Below are 16,600 nucleotides of genomic sequence, written 5' to 3' on the forward strand. Positions count from 1 at the left end.
CCAATATGGCACAGGTGAGCAGTGAGCTGAACGACGAAGAGGAGATGCTGGTCGCGACGGTGCGGGAGTTCATCGACCGCGACGTCAAGCCGAGCGTCCGCGAGGTCGAGCACGCCAACACCTATCCCGAGGCGTGGATCGAGCAGATGAAGCGGATCGGCATCTACGGCTTGGCGATTCCGGAGGAATACGGCGGCTCGCCGGTGTCGATGCCGTGCTACGTCCGGGTCACCGAGCAGCTGGCGCGGGGCTGGATGAGCCTGGCCGGCGCGATGGGCGGGCACACCGTGGTGGCCAAGCTGTTGACGCTGTTTGGCACCGACGATCAAAAGCGCGCCTACCTGCCGGCGATGGCCACCGGCGAGCTGCGCGCCACCATGGCGCTGACGGAACCCGGCGGCGGCTCGGACCTGCAGAACATGACGACCACCGCGCTGCCCGCCGGCGACGGCAACCTTCTGATCAACGGTTCCAAGACGTGGATCAGCAACGCGCGCCGTTCCGGCCTCATCGCGCTGCTGTGCAAGACCGATCCGGGCGCCACGCCGCGGCACAAGGGCATTTCGATCGTGCTCGTCGAGCCGGGCCCGGGACTGACGGTGTCGCGCGACCTGCCCAAGCTGGGCTACAAGGGCGTCGAGTCGTGCGAGCTGTCGTTCGACGGCTTTTCCGCCCCGGCGTCGGCGGTGCTGGGCGGCCGGATGGGCGAGGGCTTTGCGCAGATGATGAAGGGCCTCGAAACGGGCCGCATCCAGGTAGCCGCCCGCGCGCTGGGCGTGGCGACGGCGGCCCTCGAGGACGCGCTGGCCTACGCCCGGCAGCGGGAGAGCTTCGGCCGGCCGATCTGGAAGCACCAGGCGATCGGCAACTACCTGGCCGACATGGCCACCAAGCTCACCGCCGCCCGCCAGCTGACCCGTTACGCCGCCGAGCGCTACGACGGCGGCGAACGCTGCGACATGGAGGCCGGGATGGCCAAGCTGTTCGCCTCCGAGGCGGCGATGGAGATCGCGCTGAACGCGGTGCGCATCCACGGCGGCTACGGCTACTCCACCGAATACGACGTGGAACGGTACTTCCGCGACGCGCCGCTGATGATCGTCGGCGAGGGCACCAACGAGATCCAGCGCAACGTGATCGCCGGGCAGCTCGTCGCCCGGGGCGGGGTCTGACGGCGATCCGCCGGTTCGGCCTTGGCGTGTGCTGTATATTTGCCGGACCAAAGGGACCGTGTGGAAGGGCGTTAGCCATGAGTTATCCCCCTGGGCCCTACCAAGGTCCCCCCGAGTGGCACGGTCAGCCGCCGCCGGGTTACCCGGCCCCGCACCCCGGTTGGCCGCCGCCACGCGAGCCGGACAACTACCTCGTCTGGGCGGTCCTGGTCACGGTGCTTTGCTGCGTCCCGTTCGGGATCGTGTCGCTGGTGTACTCCAGCAGGGTCTCCGGGCAGTGGGCCCAGGGGCGGTATGCCGAGGCGCAGGCGTCGGCCGACAACGCCAAAAAATGGGCCATCATCGGCGCGGTCGCGAGCGGCGTCTTCTGGGTGGCGATGGCGATGTTGTGGGTCTTTTTCTTCGCCGTAGGAGTGTCCGTTTCGCATCTGCCTTCTACGACAACCACAACGTATTCCTTCTAATCGGCCGCCGGGACGCCGGCGCACGACGCGTCCACCAGCCCCCAGGCGCGCGCGGTGTCGGCGCCGATCGTGCGCCCGGACAGCACCAGGTATGCCGTGCGCCAGCGGCCGATCCGGCGGGTGACGCTGACGGTGCCGCCCGCGCCGGGGATGAGTCCCAGGCCCAGCTCGGGCAGGCCGAATACCGAATCTTCGTGCGCCTCAACCAATCCGCAGAAGGCGGCCATCTCCAATCCGCTGCCCAGCACCCGTCCGTGAACCCGGGCGCGGCAGGACCGGCCGAGCCTGGCCGTCAGCGCGTCGAGCGCCAGGGCGGGGCTGTGCCGGGTGCGGGCCAAATGCGCGCTCGCCGGGTCGGCGAAGGTGCCGAACTCGGCCAGATCCCCGCCGCTGCAGAACGACGGCCCGTTGCCGCTCAACTCGATCCCGGTCACCGACGGGTCGAGCAGCGCGACGGTCAGCGCCTCCAGCAGCGCGGCGCGCGCGTCGGTGGAGAACGCGTTGTGGCGCTGCGGCCGGTTGAAGGCGATGCGCACGACGTCCCCGTCGCGTCGTGCCAGCACCGGATCGGCGATGTCGGGCATCTCGGCCGGCCCGCGTTCGGCTAGCCACCGCGCGAACTCCGGCCCGGCCTGCAGGGTCGAATACGCCAACGACTCGGTCACCACCCCGGCCAGCGCCGGGCCGTGGGGATCGACCGCGCGCAGCACGTCGTCGCACACGCTGCTCGCCTGCGGCCAGCGGTCGCAGCGCCGGGTCAGCTCGTCCAGCGCCTCGGGCACCGAATCGACGGTGACCACCCGGCGGTCGGCGCAGGGATCCTCGGTGAGGGTGAAAGTCGCTGCGTCAAGCCAATATTGGGCGGCCGCGATGTCGGCGGCCGAGCCGGCGGCGACGACCGCCCCGGGCGGTGCCGGGACGCCGGAATCGGGCGGCCGCGATAGGTCGATCACCCGGAGCATCGCTCACACCGAGTACTTGTCGGTCAGCCCGTTCTTGTAGAGCTTTCCGGTGTCGGTGCGCGGCAGCTGCGCCTCGAAGGCGATCGTGCGCGGGCATTTGTAGTGCGCCAGGCGATCCCGCAGCCACCCCGTCAGCTCGTCGGCGAACTCGTCGGTGGCGTCGGCGGGATCCACCGTCTGCACGGCCGCCATTACGCGCTGGCCCATCTCGTCGTCGGGCACGCCGAACACGGCGGCGTCCAACACCTTCGGGTGGGTGACCAGAAGGTTCTCGGCCTCCTGCGGGTAGATGTTCACGCCGCCGCTGATGATCATGTGGTGGCGGCGGTCGGTGAGGTACAGGTAGCCCTCGTCGTCGAGGTAGCCGATGTCGCCGACGGTGGCCCAGCCGTGCTTGTCGCGCGAGGCGGCGGTCTTCGCCGGGTCGTTGAGGTATTCGAAGGCGAACCCGCCCTCGAAGTAGATCTCGCCGGCCTGCCCCGGGGGCAGCTCGGTGCCGTCCTCGCCGAGGATGTGGATCTGGCAGTTCATCGGCCTGCCGACCGAACCCGGATGGGCCAACCACTCCTCGGCACTGATCAGCGTGGACCCGATCGCCTCGGAGGACGCGTAGTACTCGTCGATGATCGGACCCCACCAGTCGATCATCTGCTTCTTGATCTCGACCGGGCACGGCGCGGCGGCGTGCATCACCCGCTTGAGGCTGGACAGGTCGTACGAATCACGCACGGCCGCAGGGAGTTTCAGCATGCGTGTGAACATGGCGGGCACGAACTGGCCGTGGGTCACCCGGTAGCGCTGGATGGCGTCCAGCGTTCCCTCGGGGTCGAACTTCTCCATGACGACGGTGGTGATGCCGCCGGCCTGTGTGGTCATCGACCACACCGACGGGGCGGTGTGGTACAGCGGGGCCGGGCTCAGGTAGACCGCGTCGGGGGTCATCCAGAACTCGACGAGGGCCGACATAATGCCGGGCGCCTCGGCCGGGGAGACATGCGGCAGTTCGCGTTTGATGCCTTTGGGCCGGCCGGTGGTGCCCGACGAGTACTGCAGCAGGTCGCCCTCGAGCTCGTCATCGATCGGCGTATCCGGTTGGTGGGCAACGCATTCCGGGTAGCGCTCCCAGCCGGGCAGATCGGCCTCTCCCGTTTTGCAGGCGATGATCAACAACTCCGGCAACCCGTTAGGCAGGTTGTCGCGCAGTTCGGCGCACGTGTCGCGCAGCGCCGCCGAGCCGATGATCGCCTTGGCGCTGCTGTTGTCGATGATGTAGGCCGCCTCGGCGGCGGTCAGGTGGGTGTTGATCGGCACGTAGTACAGGCCGCTGCGGCGGGCCGCCCACATCACCGCGTGGATGTGCTCGTTGTTCTCCATCAGGATCGCGACGGTGTCGCCCTCGCGCAGCCCGGCCTGGCGGAAGCGGTGGGCCAGCCGATTGGCCCGGGCCTCCAGGTCGTCGAAGGTGATGACGGTCCCCGACGGGTAGAGGATGATGGCCGGTTTGCCGGTCCCGACGAAGGGGCGAATCTGCATGCGCCGACTGTACCGCCGGCGATGTTGACAGGTGTCAAGCGGGCACACGGCCGGCCAATCCATGCCTTGCGGCGGCAGGCGATTGGCCGCCAGCGCGGGTTAGTCGGCGTCGGCCAGCCGCTGCTTGAGCGCCTCGAACTCGTCCTTGACGCCGGTGGGCAGCTTGTCGCCCACAAACTCGAACCACTCCTCGATCAGCGGCAGTTCCTGACGCCACTCGTCGGCGTTGACCGCCAGCGCCTTGGCGACGTCGTCGCTTTTGACGTCCAGGCCGTCCAGGTCCAGGTCCGCGGCGGTGGGCACGATGCCGATCGGGGTGTCCTGGCCGCCGGCCCGGTGCTCGATGCGGTCGACGATCCACTTCAGCACGCGGCTGTTCTCACCGAACCCGGGCCAGAGGAACTCGCCCTTCTCGCCCCGGCGGAACCAGTTGACGAAGAACACCTTCGGCAGCTTGGACTCGTCGGAGTTCTTGCCCAGGTCGAGCCAGTGCTGGAAGTAGTCGGCGACGTGGTAGCCCAGGAACGGCAGCATGGCCATCGGGTCGCGGCGCACCGTGCCGACCTTGCCCTCGGCGGCGGCGGTCTGCTCGCTGCCCATGGTGGCGCCCATGAACACGCCGTGCTGCCAGTCGCGCGCCTGGGTCACCAGCGGCACCGTGGTCTTGCGGCGGGCGCCGAACAGGATGCCGGAGATCGGCACGCCCTGCGGGTCGTCCCACTCCGGCGCCAGGATCGGGCACTGCGACATCGGTGTGCAGTAACGCGAATTCGGGTGGGCCGCTTTGGTTTCCGTCTCGCGGATGTACCAATCGTCGCCTCTCCAGTCGATCAGGTGGTCCGGCTCGCCCTCCAGGCCTTCCCACCACACCTCGTCGTCGTCGGTCAGCGCGACGTTGGTGAAGACGGTGTTGCCCGCGGAGATCGTGCGCATGGCGTTGGGGTTGGACTTCCAGTTGGTGCCGGGCGCGACCCCGAAGAAGCCGAACTCCGGGTTGACCGCGTACAGCCGGCCGTCCTTGCCGAAACGCATCCAGGCGATGTCGTCACCGAGGGTCTCGGCGCGCCAGCCCGGGATGGTCGGCTGCAGCATGGCGAGGTTGGTCTTGCCGCACGCCGACGGGAACGCCGCGGCGAAGTAGTAGGCCTTGTTCTCCGGGGAGATCAGTTTGAGGATCAACATGTGCTCGGCGAGCCAGCCCTCGTCGTGGGCCATCGCCGAGGCGATGCGCAGCGAGTAGCACTTCTTGCCCAGCAGCGCGTTGCCGCCGTAGCCGGAGCCGTAGCTCCAGATCTCGCGGGTCTCCGGGAAGTGGGTGATGTACTTGGTGTCGTTGCACGGCCACGGGACGTCCTTTTGGCCCGGCTCCAGGGGGGCGCCGACGGAGTGCAGCGCCTTGACGAAGAACCCGTCGTCGCCCATCTTCTCCAGCGCGGCCTTGCCCATCCGGGTCATCACCTTCATGGACACCACGACGTATTCGGAGTCGGTGATCTCCACGCCCAGCTTCGGGTCCTCGGCGCCGAGCGGGCCCATGCAGAACGGGACCACCCACATGGTGCGGCCGCGCATGCAGCCCCGGTACAGCTCGGTCATCGTGGACCGCATCTCGGCGGGGTCCATCCAGTTGTTGGTGGGGCCGGCGTCCTCCTGCCGCTCCGAACAGATGAAGGTCCGGGATTCCACCCGCGCCACGTCGGACGGATCCGACAGCGCCAAAAACGAGTTCGGGTACTTCTTCGGGTTCAGCCGCTTGAACGTGCCCGCCTCGACGAGCTCGTCGGTGAGCCGCTTCCACTCCTCGTCGGAGCCGTCAGCGAATACCACCCGGTCCGGCTGGGTGAGCTCGGCGACCTCCGCTACCCATGCAAGCAGGCCCTGGTGATCGGTAGGGGCGCTGTCCAGACCGGGAATGGTCGCTGAAGTCATCGAACTCTCCTGTGGGTTCTACTGCCTGGCTACGGGCAGCTCTTCGCTTCGGGTATGCATTCGCCCACACAACTGTTTACATGGTGGCGTTAACTACAGGTTATCGTGGCCGACTTGTCGGGGAGGTCTCGGGCGGGTATAAGCCTCCTCACAACAACGATTCAGAAGCCTCACCGAACGTCACGAATCGTCGTCATTCGCGCTCCTTGAAGCCGTTTCCTCGGTGTCGTCCCCGCCCGCGTCCGGGCCGGGGCTTTCGGCCGGGGGTACACCCGGTTCCCCCAGCTCCGCTCGCACGGCGTTTAGCGCGGCCTTAACCGTGGGCATCTCCCGGTCCCGCACCGCCGCCGCCCGGGCCGCCGCGATCGCGTGCTCGCGCAGTTCGCTGTCGATCGCGCTGACCCGCTCGCCCAGCTGCGCGTTTTCGGCCTCGTCCCGGGCGATCAGCGCGGTGCTCAGCATCGACTCGGCGGCCAGCACGCGGGTGGCGACCAGCTCCTCGACCACCGCCTGCAGGGATGCCGTCGCCTCGCCGACCCATCTGTCCAGCAACGCCCGGTCGCGCAGCAGGCCCCGGATGTGGATCACCACGAAGGTGACCGCCAGCCCGATCGCCACGCACGCCGCGGCGCCGGCGATCGCCAGCGCGGGGCTCAGCCGCGCGGCCAGGCCGCCCACCAGCCGGCTCAGCGTCAGCGCCACGCCCAGCCCGAACCCGGCGCCGAGAAGCATCATCAGCCAGGTCTCCTGCCGCCGCGACTTCAGCGGCGGGGGCGGGAGGTCGACCGTCGGCAGCTGCTCAGCGCCCTCGGTCGGCTGCGGGGCCACCGGGACGCCCAACACCTGCGCGACATCCGCGAGCTGGGTGGTGGTGCCCTCGCTCACCTCGGCGACCACCTCGTCGACCCGGCCGCGGGTGTAGGCCTCAAAACCCGCCATCTTGCGCCGGGACAGGCCCGCCGCGTCCTCCTGCAGCTCGGTGCGCACCGAGCTGCAGCGGTTGCGCGCGAAGTAGGACAGCTGCACCCGGGCCTGCTGAATCTGGCCGCGCAGGGTGATGGTGCGCTCGGTCTTGGCCTGGCGGCGCTGGCGCAGGGCGGTGCTGCGCTCCTCGCGCAACGCGTCGACCCGCGCCCGCCGGCCGACGCCCTCGGCGTCGCGGTCGATCCGCCGGACGACCGTCTGCAGGCGGGACTCCCACGCCCGCAGCCTGTTTCGCCGGGCGAGGTCGGGGTCGGCCAGCCGCGCCGCGACGGTGCCCACCAGGTCGTCGACGATCGGCTCACCGAGGTCGGGCAGGGCCGCCGCGCCGACCCACGGCACCTGCCCGTAGCGCGGGGCGTGCGCGGCCAGGGCGTCGCGGTTGGCGGCCAGCACGTCGGGCCAGTTGCGGTGCACGTCGATCTTGGACACCACGCCCACCACCGCATCGGTGTGCTCGGCCGCGGCGTCCAGCAGGGCGCAGTCGGAGGCGGTCAGCGCGGCCGCCGCGGACACGACGAACACCACGGCGGTCGGCGCCTCGCCGGGCCCCAGGTCCGCCGACTCGACGAACTTGTGCTGGGGCAGCCGCTCGCGCAGCGCCGCCACCACCGCGGTCACCCCCGCCAGCCAGGGCCCGGTCACCAACACCACGTCGCGGCGGGTGACGGCGGGCGCGTCGAGCCGGGGCCCGATGCCCGCCACCAGCGCGTCCACCTGGGCGGTCGGGTCGTCGCTCATCGGGACCCCCCGGGCAGCGGCCCGCCGGCCCGCGACCACAGCCGCAGCGACCCGCGGGCGATGTCGGCGCCGCAGGCGCGATGCAGGTCGCTCACCGGGCCGCGGCTGTAGCGCTGCCAGCGCACGGCCCGCGGCAGGTGGGCGGCCGCGTCGGTGGCGGGGTCGACGCGCAGCCCGGCCGCCTCGGCCACGGCGACGGCGGCGGCCATGCGGGCGACCACGGCGTCGTCGCCGGCCAGGAACCCGGCGATGGCTTGGGAAGTCTCGTCTGCGGTGACGGCCAGCGCCTGCAGTTCCGCGACGGCCGCAAGCACGCGCCGGTAGCGCGCCTCGGCCCCGGCGACCGAGATCTGGCCCAGGACGGCGTCCACCCCGCTGATCCGGCGCAGCAGCGCCCGGACCTGCGCCGGCGCCGCACCCCGACGCAGCGCCGCGATGCTCACCGCCGTGCCGAACAGGTCCAGGGTTGCCAGCAACCGCGACCGCAGCTCGGCCGGCACGGCGTTGTTCGCTGCCATGAAGCCAGCAAACGACCCGTCGAGGGCGCCGGCGCCGCGCGGGTCGGCGGCCAGCTCCCGCAGCGCCGCCCACAGGGCGGCGTCCAGGCCGTCCAGGGCGGTCACGGCGAGCAGGCCGATCATCGGCTCCACGGGCGCGCGAACCAGCTCCGCGAGCCGGGCGCAGCGGCCCCGGGCCGCCCCGATCGGCCCGTCACCGGCCCGCCCGGAAAGCGAGCCGGTCAGGTCGGCCTTGTTCAGCACGGCCAGCACCGGGAGCCCGGCGGTGGCGATCGCGTCGACATCTTCGGGCTTGAGCACCTCCGCGGTGACATAGACGACGACGTCGGCGGGCGTCTTTCCGCTCGCCACCCGGATGCCGCGGGCCTTTCCGGCCACGTCCAGGGCCCGCGCCACCGTGCGGCGCCCCACGGTCGGGCGCCCGCGGACGGCGACGCGCAGCGGCGCGCCGGCCCGCTCCGCGATCGCACTCACGCGCGGGTCCGCGCGCCCGGCGGCGAAGCGCGCCAGCTCGTCGGCGAAGGTTCGGTGCCCTAGTCCCGTCATGTCCTGCCCATTAGATCCGATCGACCCGCCGGCGTTGTTCCCCGCATGGTGGCATTTGCATCGGCGAGATGCGAGCCACCGGCCCCCCGTTACCAGCCGAAGGCAACTGTTGGGTATCAATCTGGACCAGGGGCGGCAACCCCGGCGGTTCATAGGCCACCATGGACAAATGCATGCGCAACCCGGGGTCAGGACGTGTCCCGACGCGCCGGCGGAGGTGGAAACAGGCCTGGGTACCGACGAACGCCGTCCCCTTCCCACCACGAGTTTCCGCTCGCGGCGGTCCACCCTTTCGGGCGGCCAACGCGAAACCTGGGAGCGGCTCTGGCCGAGGCTGGGCCTCTCGCTGGGCAGCCACGCCGGGGATCGCGAACCGCTGGACACCGGCGCCTGGTTCGGCCGTCGGGCGCCCGTAGTTCTCGAAATCGGTTGCGGCAGCGGCACATCCACGCTGGCGATGGCCGCCGACGAGCCCGGCGTCGACGTGATCGCGGTCGAGGTCTACCGACGGGGCCTGGCGCAGCTGCTCTCGGCGATCGACCGCGAAGGCGTTCGCAACATCCGGCTGATCCACGGAAACGCGGTCGACGTGCTGGCCCACCTCATCGCGCCCGCCTCGCTGACCGGCGTGCGGGTCTTCTTCCCCGACCCGTGGCCCAAGGCCCGCCACCACAAGCGCCGGTTCCTGCAAACCGGCACGATTGGCCTGATCGCCGACCGGCTACTCCCTGGCGGTGTCCTGCACGCCGCCACGGACCACCCCGGCTACGCCGAGCACATCGGCGACGTCGGTGACGCCGAACCGCGGCTGCGACGCGCCGAGCCGGGCGACCGCCTGCCGATCTCGGTCGCCCGGCCCACCACCAAGTACGAGACGAAGGCCCAAGAAGCGGGCAGCGCCGTGACCGAATTCATTTGGCTTCGACATTCAGACCATGAGTAGGCGATGAGCATGAGCCTGACGGAAGAAACCGCACCGGAATCCCTGGAATCGCCGGCCGTCCTGTCGGCCGAGGGCCTGAACAGCTTCCCCACCCCCGGCGGTCGCGTCCTTTTGGTGTGGGACGCGCCCAACCTCGACATGGGCCTGGGTTCCATCCTCGGTCGCCGGCCGACCGCCCTGGAACGGCCGCGGTTCGACGCCCTCGGCCGGTGGCTGCTGGCGCGCACGGCCGAGGTCAGCGCGGCCCGCCCGGGCGTCGTGATCGAACCCGAGGCCACCGTCTTCACCAACATCGCGCCCGGCAGCGCCGAGGTGGTCCGGCCCTGGGTGGACGCGCTGCGCAACGTCGGCTTCGCCGTGTTCGCCAAGCCGAAGATCGACGAGGACAGCGACGTCGACCGCGACATGCTCGCGCACATCGAACGGCGGCGTTCCGAGGGGCTGGCGGCGCTGGTCGTGGCCTCCGCGGACGGGCAGGCGTTCCGCCAGCCGCTGCAGGAGATCGCACGCACCGGCATCGGCGTTCAGGTGATCGGATTTCGCGAACACGCGAGTTGGGCGCTAGCGTCGGATACCTTGGACTTCGTCGACCTGGAAGACATCGCGGGTGTGTTCCGGGAACCGTTGCCGCGAATCGGGCTAGATTCGCTGCCTGACCAGGGGGCGTGGCTGCAGCCGTTCCGGCCGCTGTCCGCACTGTTGACCACGCGTGTGTGAGACTGGCGGCGGAACTCCAATGACACAGCGCGGGTCACATTCGATCCAGTAAGGAGCTCACGTGTTCGCCTGGTGGGGTCGAACTGTGTACCGCTACCGGTACATCGTAATCGGGGTCATGGTGGCTCTGTGCCTCGGCGGCGGCGTCTTCGGGCTGAGCCTGGGAAAGCACGTTACCCAGAGCGGTTTCTACGACGACGGCAGCCAGTCGGTCAAGGCCTCGGTGCTGGGCGACCAGACCTACGGCCGCGACCGCACCAGCCACATCGTCGCCACCTTCACCGCTCCCGACGGCAAGACCGTCGACGACCCGGCATGGAAGCAGAAGATCGTCGACGAGCTCAACAAGTTCAAGAACGACCACCCCAACCAGGTCGTCGGGTGGGCGGGCTGGCTGGCGGTGGCCGACCCGGCCGACGCGCCCCCGCTGATCAAGGGGATGGCGACCGAAGACAAGAAGCACACCTTCGTGTCCATCCCACTGAAGGGCGACGACGACGACACGATCCTCAACAACTACAAGACGATCGCGCCCGACCTGCAGAAGCTCGACGGCGGCAAGGTTCAGCTGGCCGGCCTCGAGCCGATCGCCAACGCCCTGACCGGGACCATCGCCACCGACCAGCGCCGCATGGAGGTGCTCGCGCTGCCGGCGGTGACGGTCGTGTTGTTCTTGGTGTTCGGCGGCGCGATCGCCGCCGGCCTGCCGGTGATGGTGGGCGGGCTGAGCATCGCCGGCGCGCTGGGCATCCTGCGGTTCGTCGCGATTTTCGGCCCGGTGCACTACTTCGCCCAGCCGGTGGTGTCGCTGATCGGCCTCGGCATCGCCATCGACTACGGGCTGTTCGTGGTCAGCCGGTTCCGGGAGGAGATCGCCGAGGGCTACGACACCGAGGCGGCGGTGCGGCGCACGGTGATGACGGCCGGCCGCACCGTCACCTTCTCGGCGGTGCTGATCATCGCCTCGAGCGCCAGCCTGCTGGCGTTGCCGCAGGGATTTGTGCATTCGCTGACCTACGCGATCTTCGCGGCGGTCGGGCTGGCCGCGCTGCTATCGATCACGCTGCTGCCGGCGTGCCTGGGCATCCTCGGGCGCCACGTGGACGCGCTGGGCGTGCGGACCGCGTTGCGGGTGCCGTTTTTGCGGAACTGGAAGGTGTCGCGCGTCTACCTCGAGTGGCTCGCGGAGCGGCTGCAGAAGACCAAGACGCGCGAGGAGGTCGAGGCCGGCTTCTGGGGCAAGCTCGTCAACTTCGTGATGAAGCGTCCGCTTGCGTTCGCCATCCCGATCGCCGTCGGCATGATCCTGCTGGTCATTCCGCTGGGCAACCTGTCGTTCGGGGGCATGAGCGAGAAGTACCTGCCGCCGAACAACTCCGTGCGCCTGGCGCAGGAGCACTTCGACAAGTTGTTCCCCGGGTACCGCACCGAACAGCTGACCGTCGTGATCAAGAGCGACAACGGCAGCAAGGTCACCGATCAGCAGGTCGCCGACATCCGCAACAGGATCGCGCCGATCACCGGGTTCACCGACAAGACGTGGCAGGAGCGGCCCTGCCCGACCATCGCCGGCAATCCCTGCGTCAACGGGCCGAACGGGACGTCGCAGCCCAAGGACGACTCGGTGCGGGTGATCCAGAACGGGTTGTCCAACCGCAATGACGCGGCCAAGAAGATCAGCGAACTGCGCGCGGTATCGGCGCCGAAAGGCCTCAGCCTGCTGGTCGGCGGCACGCCGGCGCTCGAGCAGGACAGCATCCACAGCCTGTTCGACAAGGCCCCGCTGATGCTGGTGTTGCTGCTCGGCGCGACGACGGTGCTGATGTTCCTGGCGTTCGGATCGTTCGTGCTGCCGATCAAGGCGGTGGTGATGAGCGCGCTGACGCTGGGATCCACCCTGGGGATCCTGACGTGGATCTTCGTCGACGGGCACTTCTCGACGTGGCTGAACTTCACGCCGACGCCGCTGATGGTGGTGCTGATCGCGCTGGTCGTCGCCGTGGGCTTCGGCCTGGCCACCGACTACGAGGTGTTTTTGGTGTCCCGGATGGTCGAGGCCCGCGAGCGCGGCATGTCCACCGCCGAGGCCATCCGGATCGGCACGGCGACCACCGGGCGGCTGATCACGGCCGCCGCGCTGGTGCTCGCCGTGGTCGCCGCGTCGTTCGTGTTCAGCGACCTGGTGCTGATGAAGTACCTGGCCTTCGGGCTGATGGCCGCCTTGCTGCTGGACGCGACCGTGGTCCGGATGTTCCTGGTGCCCTCGGTGATGAAGCTGCTCGGCGACGATTGCTGGTGGGCCCCGCGCTGGGCCCGCCGGCTGCAGAACCGGCTCGGGCTGGGCGAGATCGACCTGCCCGACGAGCGCAAGCGGCCCACCCTCAACGGGCGGACCGCGCGGCCTCCGGTCGCCGCGGCCAGCCTGGTCGCCGCGACGCCGCGCGCGCCGCACGACCCCACCCATCCCGGCGCGCTGGAGCCGTCGCGCCCGGCGCGGCCCCCGGCCGGCCCGCCGGAGCCGCGGCCGGCCCAGCCGCCGGCGCCCGCCGCCGCGAACACCGCGCGGTTGCAGGCCCCGCCGAGCCAGCCGACGCAAGCGCCGACGACGCGCCTCACGGTCCCGCCAGCCGGGCCGCGTCCCGCCACGCCGCCGCAGCCGGCGCCCCCGCCGCCGCCGTCGGGCGGTCAGACGCGGGCCATGCCGCTCCCGACCAACCGTTCCGGCGACAGCGCCGACCCGGCCGAGCCGACCACCGCCCTGCCGGTCATGCGCTCCGACGGCGACGACTCGGGCACGGCCACCGAGCAGCTCAACTCGCGCGGGCAAGGCGAGAACGGCGACAACCCGCGGCAGCGGCGCCGCGGCGGCGGCGCGGGGGGCGCGCCGGTCAGCGCCCAGGACCTGCTGCGCCGCGAGGGGCGCCTCTAGGCGCTCGGCGGATCAGTCGGGCCGGTCCGGTTCCGCCTGGACGATCGCCGACTCGTCGGCCTCCTCGGCCTGCTTTTCTGCTTCGGCGGCGGGATCCGGGGCCAGCAGCACCTGCATCGCGTTGTTGACGAACGCGACCGTCGGGACGGCCAGCAGGGCGCCGACGATCCCGGCGAGCACCCCGCCGGTCGAGATCGCCAGCACCACCGCGAGCGGATGGATCGACACCGCGCGCCCCATCACCAGCGGCTGCAGCAAATGCGCCTCGAGCTGGTTCACCGCGATTAGCAAACCCAGTGTGATCAGCGCGTAGACGACTCCCTTGGCCAGCAGCGCCACCACCACGGCCAAGAAGCCCGCGACCACCGCGCCGACGAGCGGGACGAACGCGCCCAGAAACACCAGCGAGGCCAGCGGCAGCGCCAGCGGGATGCCCATGATCGCCAGCCCGGTGCCCACACCCGCGGCGTCGGTCAGGGCGACCAGGAACGTCGCCCGCACGTAGCCGATCAGCGACACGTATCCCGCGTGGCCCGCCTCGCGCACCCGGTCGCGGACGCCGACTGGGAAGATCTTCGTGACGTATTGCCAGATGTTGCGCCCGCCGTAGAGCATGAATATCAAAGTGAACAAAGCCAATACGGCCGCGATGACCACCTCGGTGATGGTGGCGGCCGTCGCCAGCGCGCCGCTGGTGAGCTTGGACTGGTTGTTGTGCAGCGCCTGGATCGCGGCGTTGCCCGCGTTGGAGATTTGTTCGCCGCGCAAATGCAGCGGCCCCTCGATCAGCCAGCGCCGGGTGGAGTCGATGCTTCGGCTCACCTCTTCGGTCAGGTCCGGCAGCCCGTAGACGAACTGGATGATGACGAAAGCCAGGATGCCGCCCAAGACGGCGAAGCCGCCGAACAACACCAGCGCCACCGCCGCACCGCGCGGCAGGCCCCGCTGGTCCAGCCAGTCGACCGCCTGCACGAGCAACGCGCTGACAATCAAGGCCAGCAACACCGGGACGACGACCACCTCCAGCTTCTTCACGACCCACAGCAGGGCGAGCACCGCGGCGAGGATGACGAGCAACCGCCACGACCAGGCGGCGGCCTTGCGGACGAGCGGTTCGACTGACCCAGCCTCTACGGCGTCGTCGGGGTTTGCCGGCATCAGGTCAGCCTATCTGGCGGCGCTTTGCTCCGACCGCCCAGCGCGGCCGCCACGATCCGGTTACGACCCCGGTACGACCCCGACACAGTCGGCGCTTCGCCGCGCTGGCCGCGCCACCTGCGCGGTTACCCTAAACCACGTGCCGCACCACGCACCGCCCCGCAAGCTCGACCTGGCGCGCGAACCGACCCCGCGCGGCAAGTACTGGTGGGTGCGCTGGGTGGTGCTGGGAATCGTCGCCGTCGTGCTTGCTGTGGAGGTCTCGCTCGGCTGGGACCAGCTGGCCAAGGCCTGGATGAGCCTGTACGAGGCGAACTGGTGGTGGCTGATCGCGTCGGTGCTGGCCGCGGCCGCGTCGATGCACAGCTTCGCCCAGATCCAGCGCACCCTGCTGAGGTCGGCCGGTGTGCACGTCAAGCAGCTGCGGTCGGAGGCCGCGTTCTACGCCGCCAACTCGCTGAGCACCACGCTGCCCGGCGGGCCGGTGCTGTCGGCCACCTTCCTGTTCCGCCAGCAGCGGATCTGGGGCGCCTCGGCGGTGGTGGCCTCGTGGCAGCTGGTGATGTCGGGCGTGCTGCAGGCCGTGGGGCTGGCGCTGCTGGGGCTGGGCGGCGCGTTCTTCCTGGGCGCCAAGAACAACCCGTTCTCATTGCTGTTCACGCTCGGCGGTTTCGTCGCGCTGTTGCTGCTGGCCCAGGCGGTGGCGTCGCGCCCCGAGCTGATCGAGGGCATCGGCGGCCGGGTGCTGGCCTGGTTCAACTCCGTGCGCGGCAAGCCGGCGGACACCGGTTTGGACAAGTGGCGCGAGACGCTCAGCCAGCTGGAATCGGTGAGCCTGGGCCGCCGCGACCTGGGCGTGGCGTTCAGCTGGTCGATGTTCAACTGGATCGCCGACGTGGCCTGCCTGGGCTTCGCCGCCTACGCCGCCGGCGACCACGCCTCGGTCGCCGGGCTGACGGTGGCCTACGCCGCCGCCCGCGCGGTCGGCACCATACCGCTGATGCCCGGCGGCTTGTTGGTGGTCGAGGCGGTGCTGGTGCCCGGCCTGGTGTCCAGCGGGATGTCCCTGCCCAGCGCGATCTCGGCCATGCTGCTGTACCGGCTGATCAGCTGGCTATTCATCGCCGCCGTCGGCTGGGTGGTGTTCTTCTTCGTGTTCCGCACCGAGAACGTCACCGACTCCGACGACGACCCGATCACCGGGCCGCTGCCGGTGGTGCGCCACCGCGACGACCCCGCCGCCGACCCGGCCGGCGGCGCCCCGCGGGGGCCCGTCCCGCCGCCCGAGGCCGGCCCCGACGGCCGGCCCGCCGGCGCTTAACCGACGTTGCCGGGCTTCGGCGCGCCGCCGATCGTGACGCCGGGCAGCGTGCCGCCCTGGCTGGCACCGGTGGGGGCCGGCGCGGTCGCCTCCGGCGGGGTGCCCGCGGCGCCGCCCGGCAGCGCGGGCAGCCCGCCCGCGGCGCCCTGCGCCTGCTGCATCAGGCCCATCGCCTGAGGGATCGTGATCGGCAGCTTGCACTGCATCGACAGGTTGGTCAGCGGCTGCGCCATCGACGTCATGTCGCCGGCGACCTTCGGGTTGGCCTCGAAGTAGGACTTCAACCCGGTCAACGACTGCGGGCCGGCCTGCTGCTGCAGCATCGTCGTCATCGCCTGGTTGGTCTGCGGGTGCGAGTCCAGGTAGTCGCCCATCGACTTGGAGACCGAACCGATCGTGCGGGCGACCTCACTGGCCGAGCAGGGGTCGTTGGCGCCCGTCGCCGGCGGGCCGGCCAGCACCGCGAAGGCGGCGGCGGGCGCGGCGGCGGCGATCAGCCCGGCGAGGAGCCTGCGGCGCCTGGTCGCGGTGCCTGTCGTCATGGATCACTCCTTGGGTGTTCGCCGATACACGTGCCTCGTCGTGGACACCCCGTAGGCGGCTGCGATAGAAGGCTTTTGGTGGCGGGATCCCCGGTACCCGCGCGGCCATCCGACATCCTGCCACCGCCCGCCCCGCGGCTGCCA

At 70.5% G+C, this 16,600-nt stretch carries 13 protein-coding genes; 6 read left to right on the forward strand and 7 right to left on the reverse strand.

The window, feature by feature from the left end; translation table 11 throughout:
* The first annotated feature begins 5 nt into the window (after window positions 1-5).
* Both AWC19_RS11685 and AWC19_RS11690 read left to right on the forward strand, forming a co-directional pair.
* A complete protein-coding gene (locus AWC19_RS11685; RefSeq protein ID WP_085078268.1) occupies window positions 6-1,172 on the forward strand; it encodes an acyl-CoA dehydrogenase family protein in 1,167 nt (388 codons plus the stop codon).
* 77 nt (window positions 1,173-1,249) lie between these two features.
* On the forward strand, window positions 1,250-1,636 hold the full coding sequence (locus tag AWC19_RS11690) for a CD225/dispanin family protein (protein WP_085078269.1): 387 nt from the start codon (window positions 1,250-1,252) through the stop codon (window positions 1,634-1,636).
* On the opposite strand, the gene AWC19_RS11695 is transcribed toward AWC19_RS11690, so the two are convergent.
* From AWC19_RS11695 to AWC19_RS11715, 5 genes are all read right to left on the reverse strand, one after another.
* A complete protein-coding gene (locus AWC19_RS11695; protein ID WP_085078270.1) occupies window positions 1,633-2,598 on the reverse strand; it encodes an enoyl-CoA hydratase/isomerase family protein in 966 nt (321 codons plus the stop codon). The two genes, AWC19_RS11690 and AWC19_RS11695, sit on opposite strands and share 4 nt — an antisense overlap.
* 3 nt (window positions 2,599-2,601) lie before the next feature.
* Window positions 2,602-4,131, reverse strand: a complete 1,530-nt coding sequence (gene fadD4 / locus AWC19_RS11700) for a fatty-acid--CoA ligase FadD4 (protein WP_085078271.1) — start codon at window positions 4,129-4,131, stop codon at window positions 2,602-2,604.
* A 99-nt stretch (window positions 4,132-4,230) separates the two neighbouring features.
* Window positions 4,231-6,060 carry a phosphoenolpyruvate carboxykinase (GTP) gene (locus AWC19_RS11705; protein ID WP_085078272.1) on the reverse strand — a complete coding sequence of 610 codons (1,830 nt, stop codon included), beginning with the start codon at window positions 6,058-6,060 and terminating at the stop codon, window positions 4,231-4,233.
* 180 nt (window positions 6,061-6,240) lie between these two features.
* Entirely contained in the window at window positions 6,241-7,782 is a 1,542-nt protein-coding gene (locus AWC19_RS11710; protein ID WP_085078342.1) for a hypothetical protein, read from the reverse strand.
* Window positions 7,779-8,846: a hypothetical protein gene (locus tag AWC19_RS11715; protein WP_085078273.1), complete on the reverse strand. Its 1,068-nt coding sequence runs from the start codon at window positions 8,844-8,846 to the stop codon at window positions 7,779-7,781. Before AWC19_RS11715 ends, AWC19_RS11710 begins: the two co-directional genes overlap by 4 nt.
* A 151-nt stretch (window positions 8,847-8,997) precedes the next feature.
* On the opposite strand from AWC19_RS11715, the gene trmB reads away from it, so the two are divergent.
* The 3 genes from trmB to mmpL3 all read left to right on the forward strand — a co-directional run bounded on the left by trmB (window position 8,998) and on the right by mmpL3 (window position 13,435).
* A complete protein-coding gene (gene trmB, locus AWC19_RS11720) occupies window positions 8,998-9,789 on the forward strand; it encodes a tRNA (guanosine(46)-N7)-methyltransferase TrmB (RefSeq protein ID WP_211284906.1) in 792 nt (263 codons plus the stop codon).
* Between the two features lie 9 nt (window positions 9,790-9,798).
* Window positions 9,799-10,506, forward strand: coding sequence for an NYN domain-containing protein (locus AWC19_RS11725; protein ID WP_085078343.1), 708 nt, complete (start codon window positions 9,799-9,801; stop codon window positions 10,504-10,506).
* 61 nt (window positions 10,507-10,567) lie between these two features.
* Window positions 10,568-13,435 (forward strand): trehalose monomycolate exporter MmpL3, encoded by a 2,868-nt coding sequence (mmpL3, locus tag AWC19_RS11730; RefSeq protein ID WP_085078275.1) that lies wholly within the window; start codon window positions 10,568-10,570, stop codon window positions 13,433-13,435.
* Window positions 13,436-13,447: 12 nt separating this feature from the next.
* Here mmpL3 and AWC19_RS11735 read toward each other — a convergent pair whose 3' ends face one another.
* Window positions 13,448-14,593: an AI-2E family transporter gene (locus AWC19_RS11735; RefSeq protein ID WP_085078276.1), complete on the reverse strand. Its 1,146-nt coding sequence runs from the start codon at window positions 14,591-14,593 to the stop codon at window positions 13,448-13,450.
* Between the two features lie 139 nt (window positions 14,594-14,732).
* On the opposite strand from AWC19_RS11735, the gene AWC19_RS11740 reads away from it, so the two are divergent.
* Complete coding sequence (locus AWC19_RS11740) at window positions 14,733-15,914, forward strand: lysylphosphatidylglycerol synthase transmembrane domain-containing protein (protein WP_085078277.1); 1,182 nt, start codon at window positions 14,733-14,735, stop codon at window positions 15,912-15,914.
* Here the strand turns inward: AWC19_RS11740 and AWC19_RS11745 are convergent.
* Entirely contained in the window at window positions 15,911-16,456 is a 546-nt protein-coding gene (locus AWC19_RS11745) for a hemophore (protein ID WP_085078278.1), read from the reverse strand. The two genes, AWC19_RS11740 and AWC19_RS11745, sit on opposite strands and share 4 nt — an antisense overlap.
* Window positions 16,457-16,600 lie beyond the last annotated feature (144 nt).

Source organism: Mycobacterium palustre (assembly GCF_002101785.1).
Taxonomy (GTDB): domain Bacteria; phylum Actinomycetota; class Actinomycetes; order Mycobacteriales; family Mycobacteriaceae; genus Mycobacterium; species Mycobacterium palustre.

Excerpts from the sequence above, each read along its gene's own strand:
- AWC19_RS11685 (WP_085078268.1), top strand. The coding sequence starts at position 6 with ATGGCACAGGTGAGCAGTGAGCTGAACGACGAAGAGGAGATGCTGGTC.
- AWC19_RS11690 (WP_085078269.1), top strand. The coding sequence starts at position 1,250 with ATGAGTTATCCCCCTGGGCCCTACCAAGGTCCCCCCGAGTGGCACGGT.
- AWC19_RS11695 (WP_085078270.1), bottom strand. The coding sequence starts at position 2,598 with ATGCTCCGGGTGATCGACCTATCGCGGCCGCCCGATTCCGGCGTCCCG.
- fadD4 (WP_085078271.1), bottom strand. The coding sequence starts at position 4,131 with ATGCAGATTCGCCCCTTCGTCGGGACCGGCAAACCGGCCATCATCCTC.
- AWC19_RS11705 (WP_085078272.1), bottom strand. The coding sequence starts at position 6,060 with ATGACTTCAGCGACCATTCCCGGTCTGGACAGCGCCCCTACCGATCAC.
- AWC19_RS11710 (WP_085078342.1), bottom strand. The coding sequence starts at position 7,782 with ATGAGCGACGACCCGACCGCCCAGGTGGACGCGCTGGTGGCGGGCATC.
- AWC19_RS11715 (WP_085078273.1), bottom strand. The coding sequence starts at position 8,846 with ATGACGGGACTAGGGCACCGAACCTTCGCCGACGAGCTGGCGCGCTTC.
- AWC19_RS11725 (WP_085078343.1), top strand. The coding sequence starts at position 9,799 with ATGAGCCTGACGGAAGAAACCGCACCGGAATCCCTGGAATCGCCGGCC.
- AWC19_RS11735 (WP_085078276.1), bottom strand. The coding sequence starts at position 14,593 with ATGCCGGCAAACCCCGACGACGCCGTAGAGGCTGGGTCAGTCGAACCG.
- AWC19_RS11745 (WP_085078278.1), bottom strand. The coding sequence starts at position 16,456 with ATGACGACAGGCACCGCGACCAGGCGCCGCAGGCTCCTCGCCGGGCTG.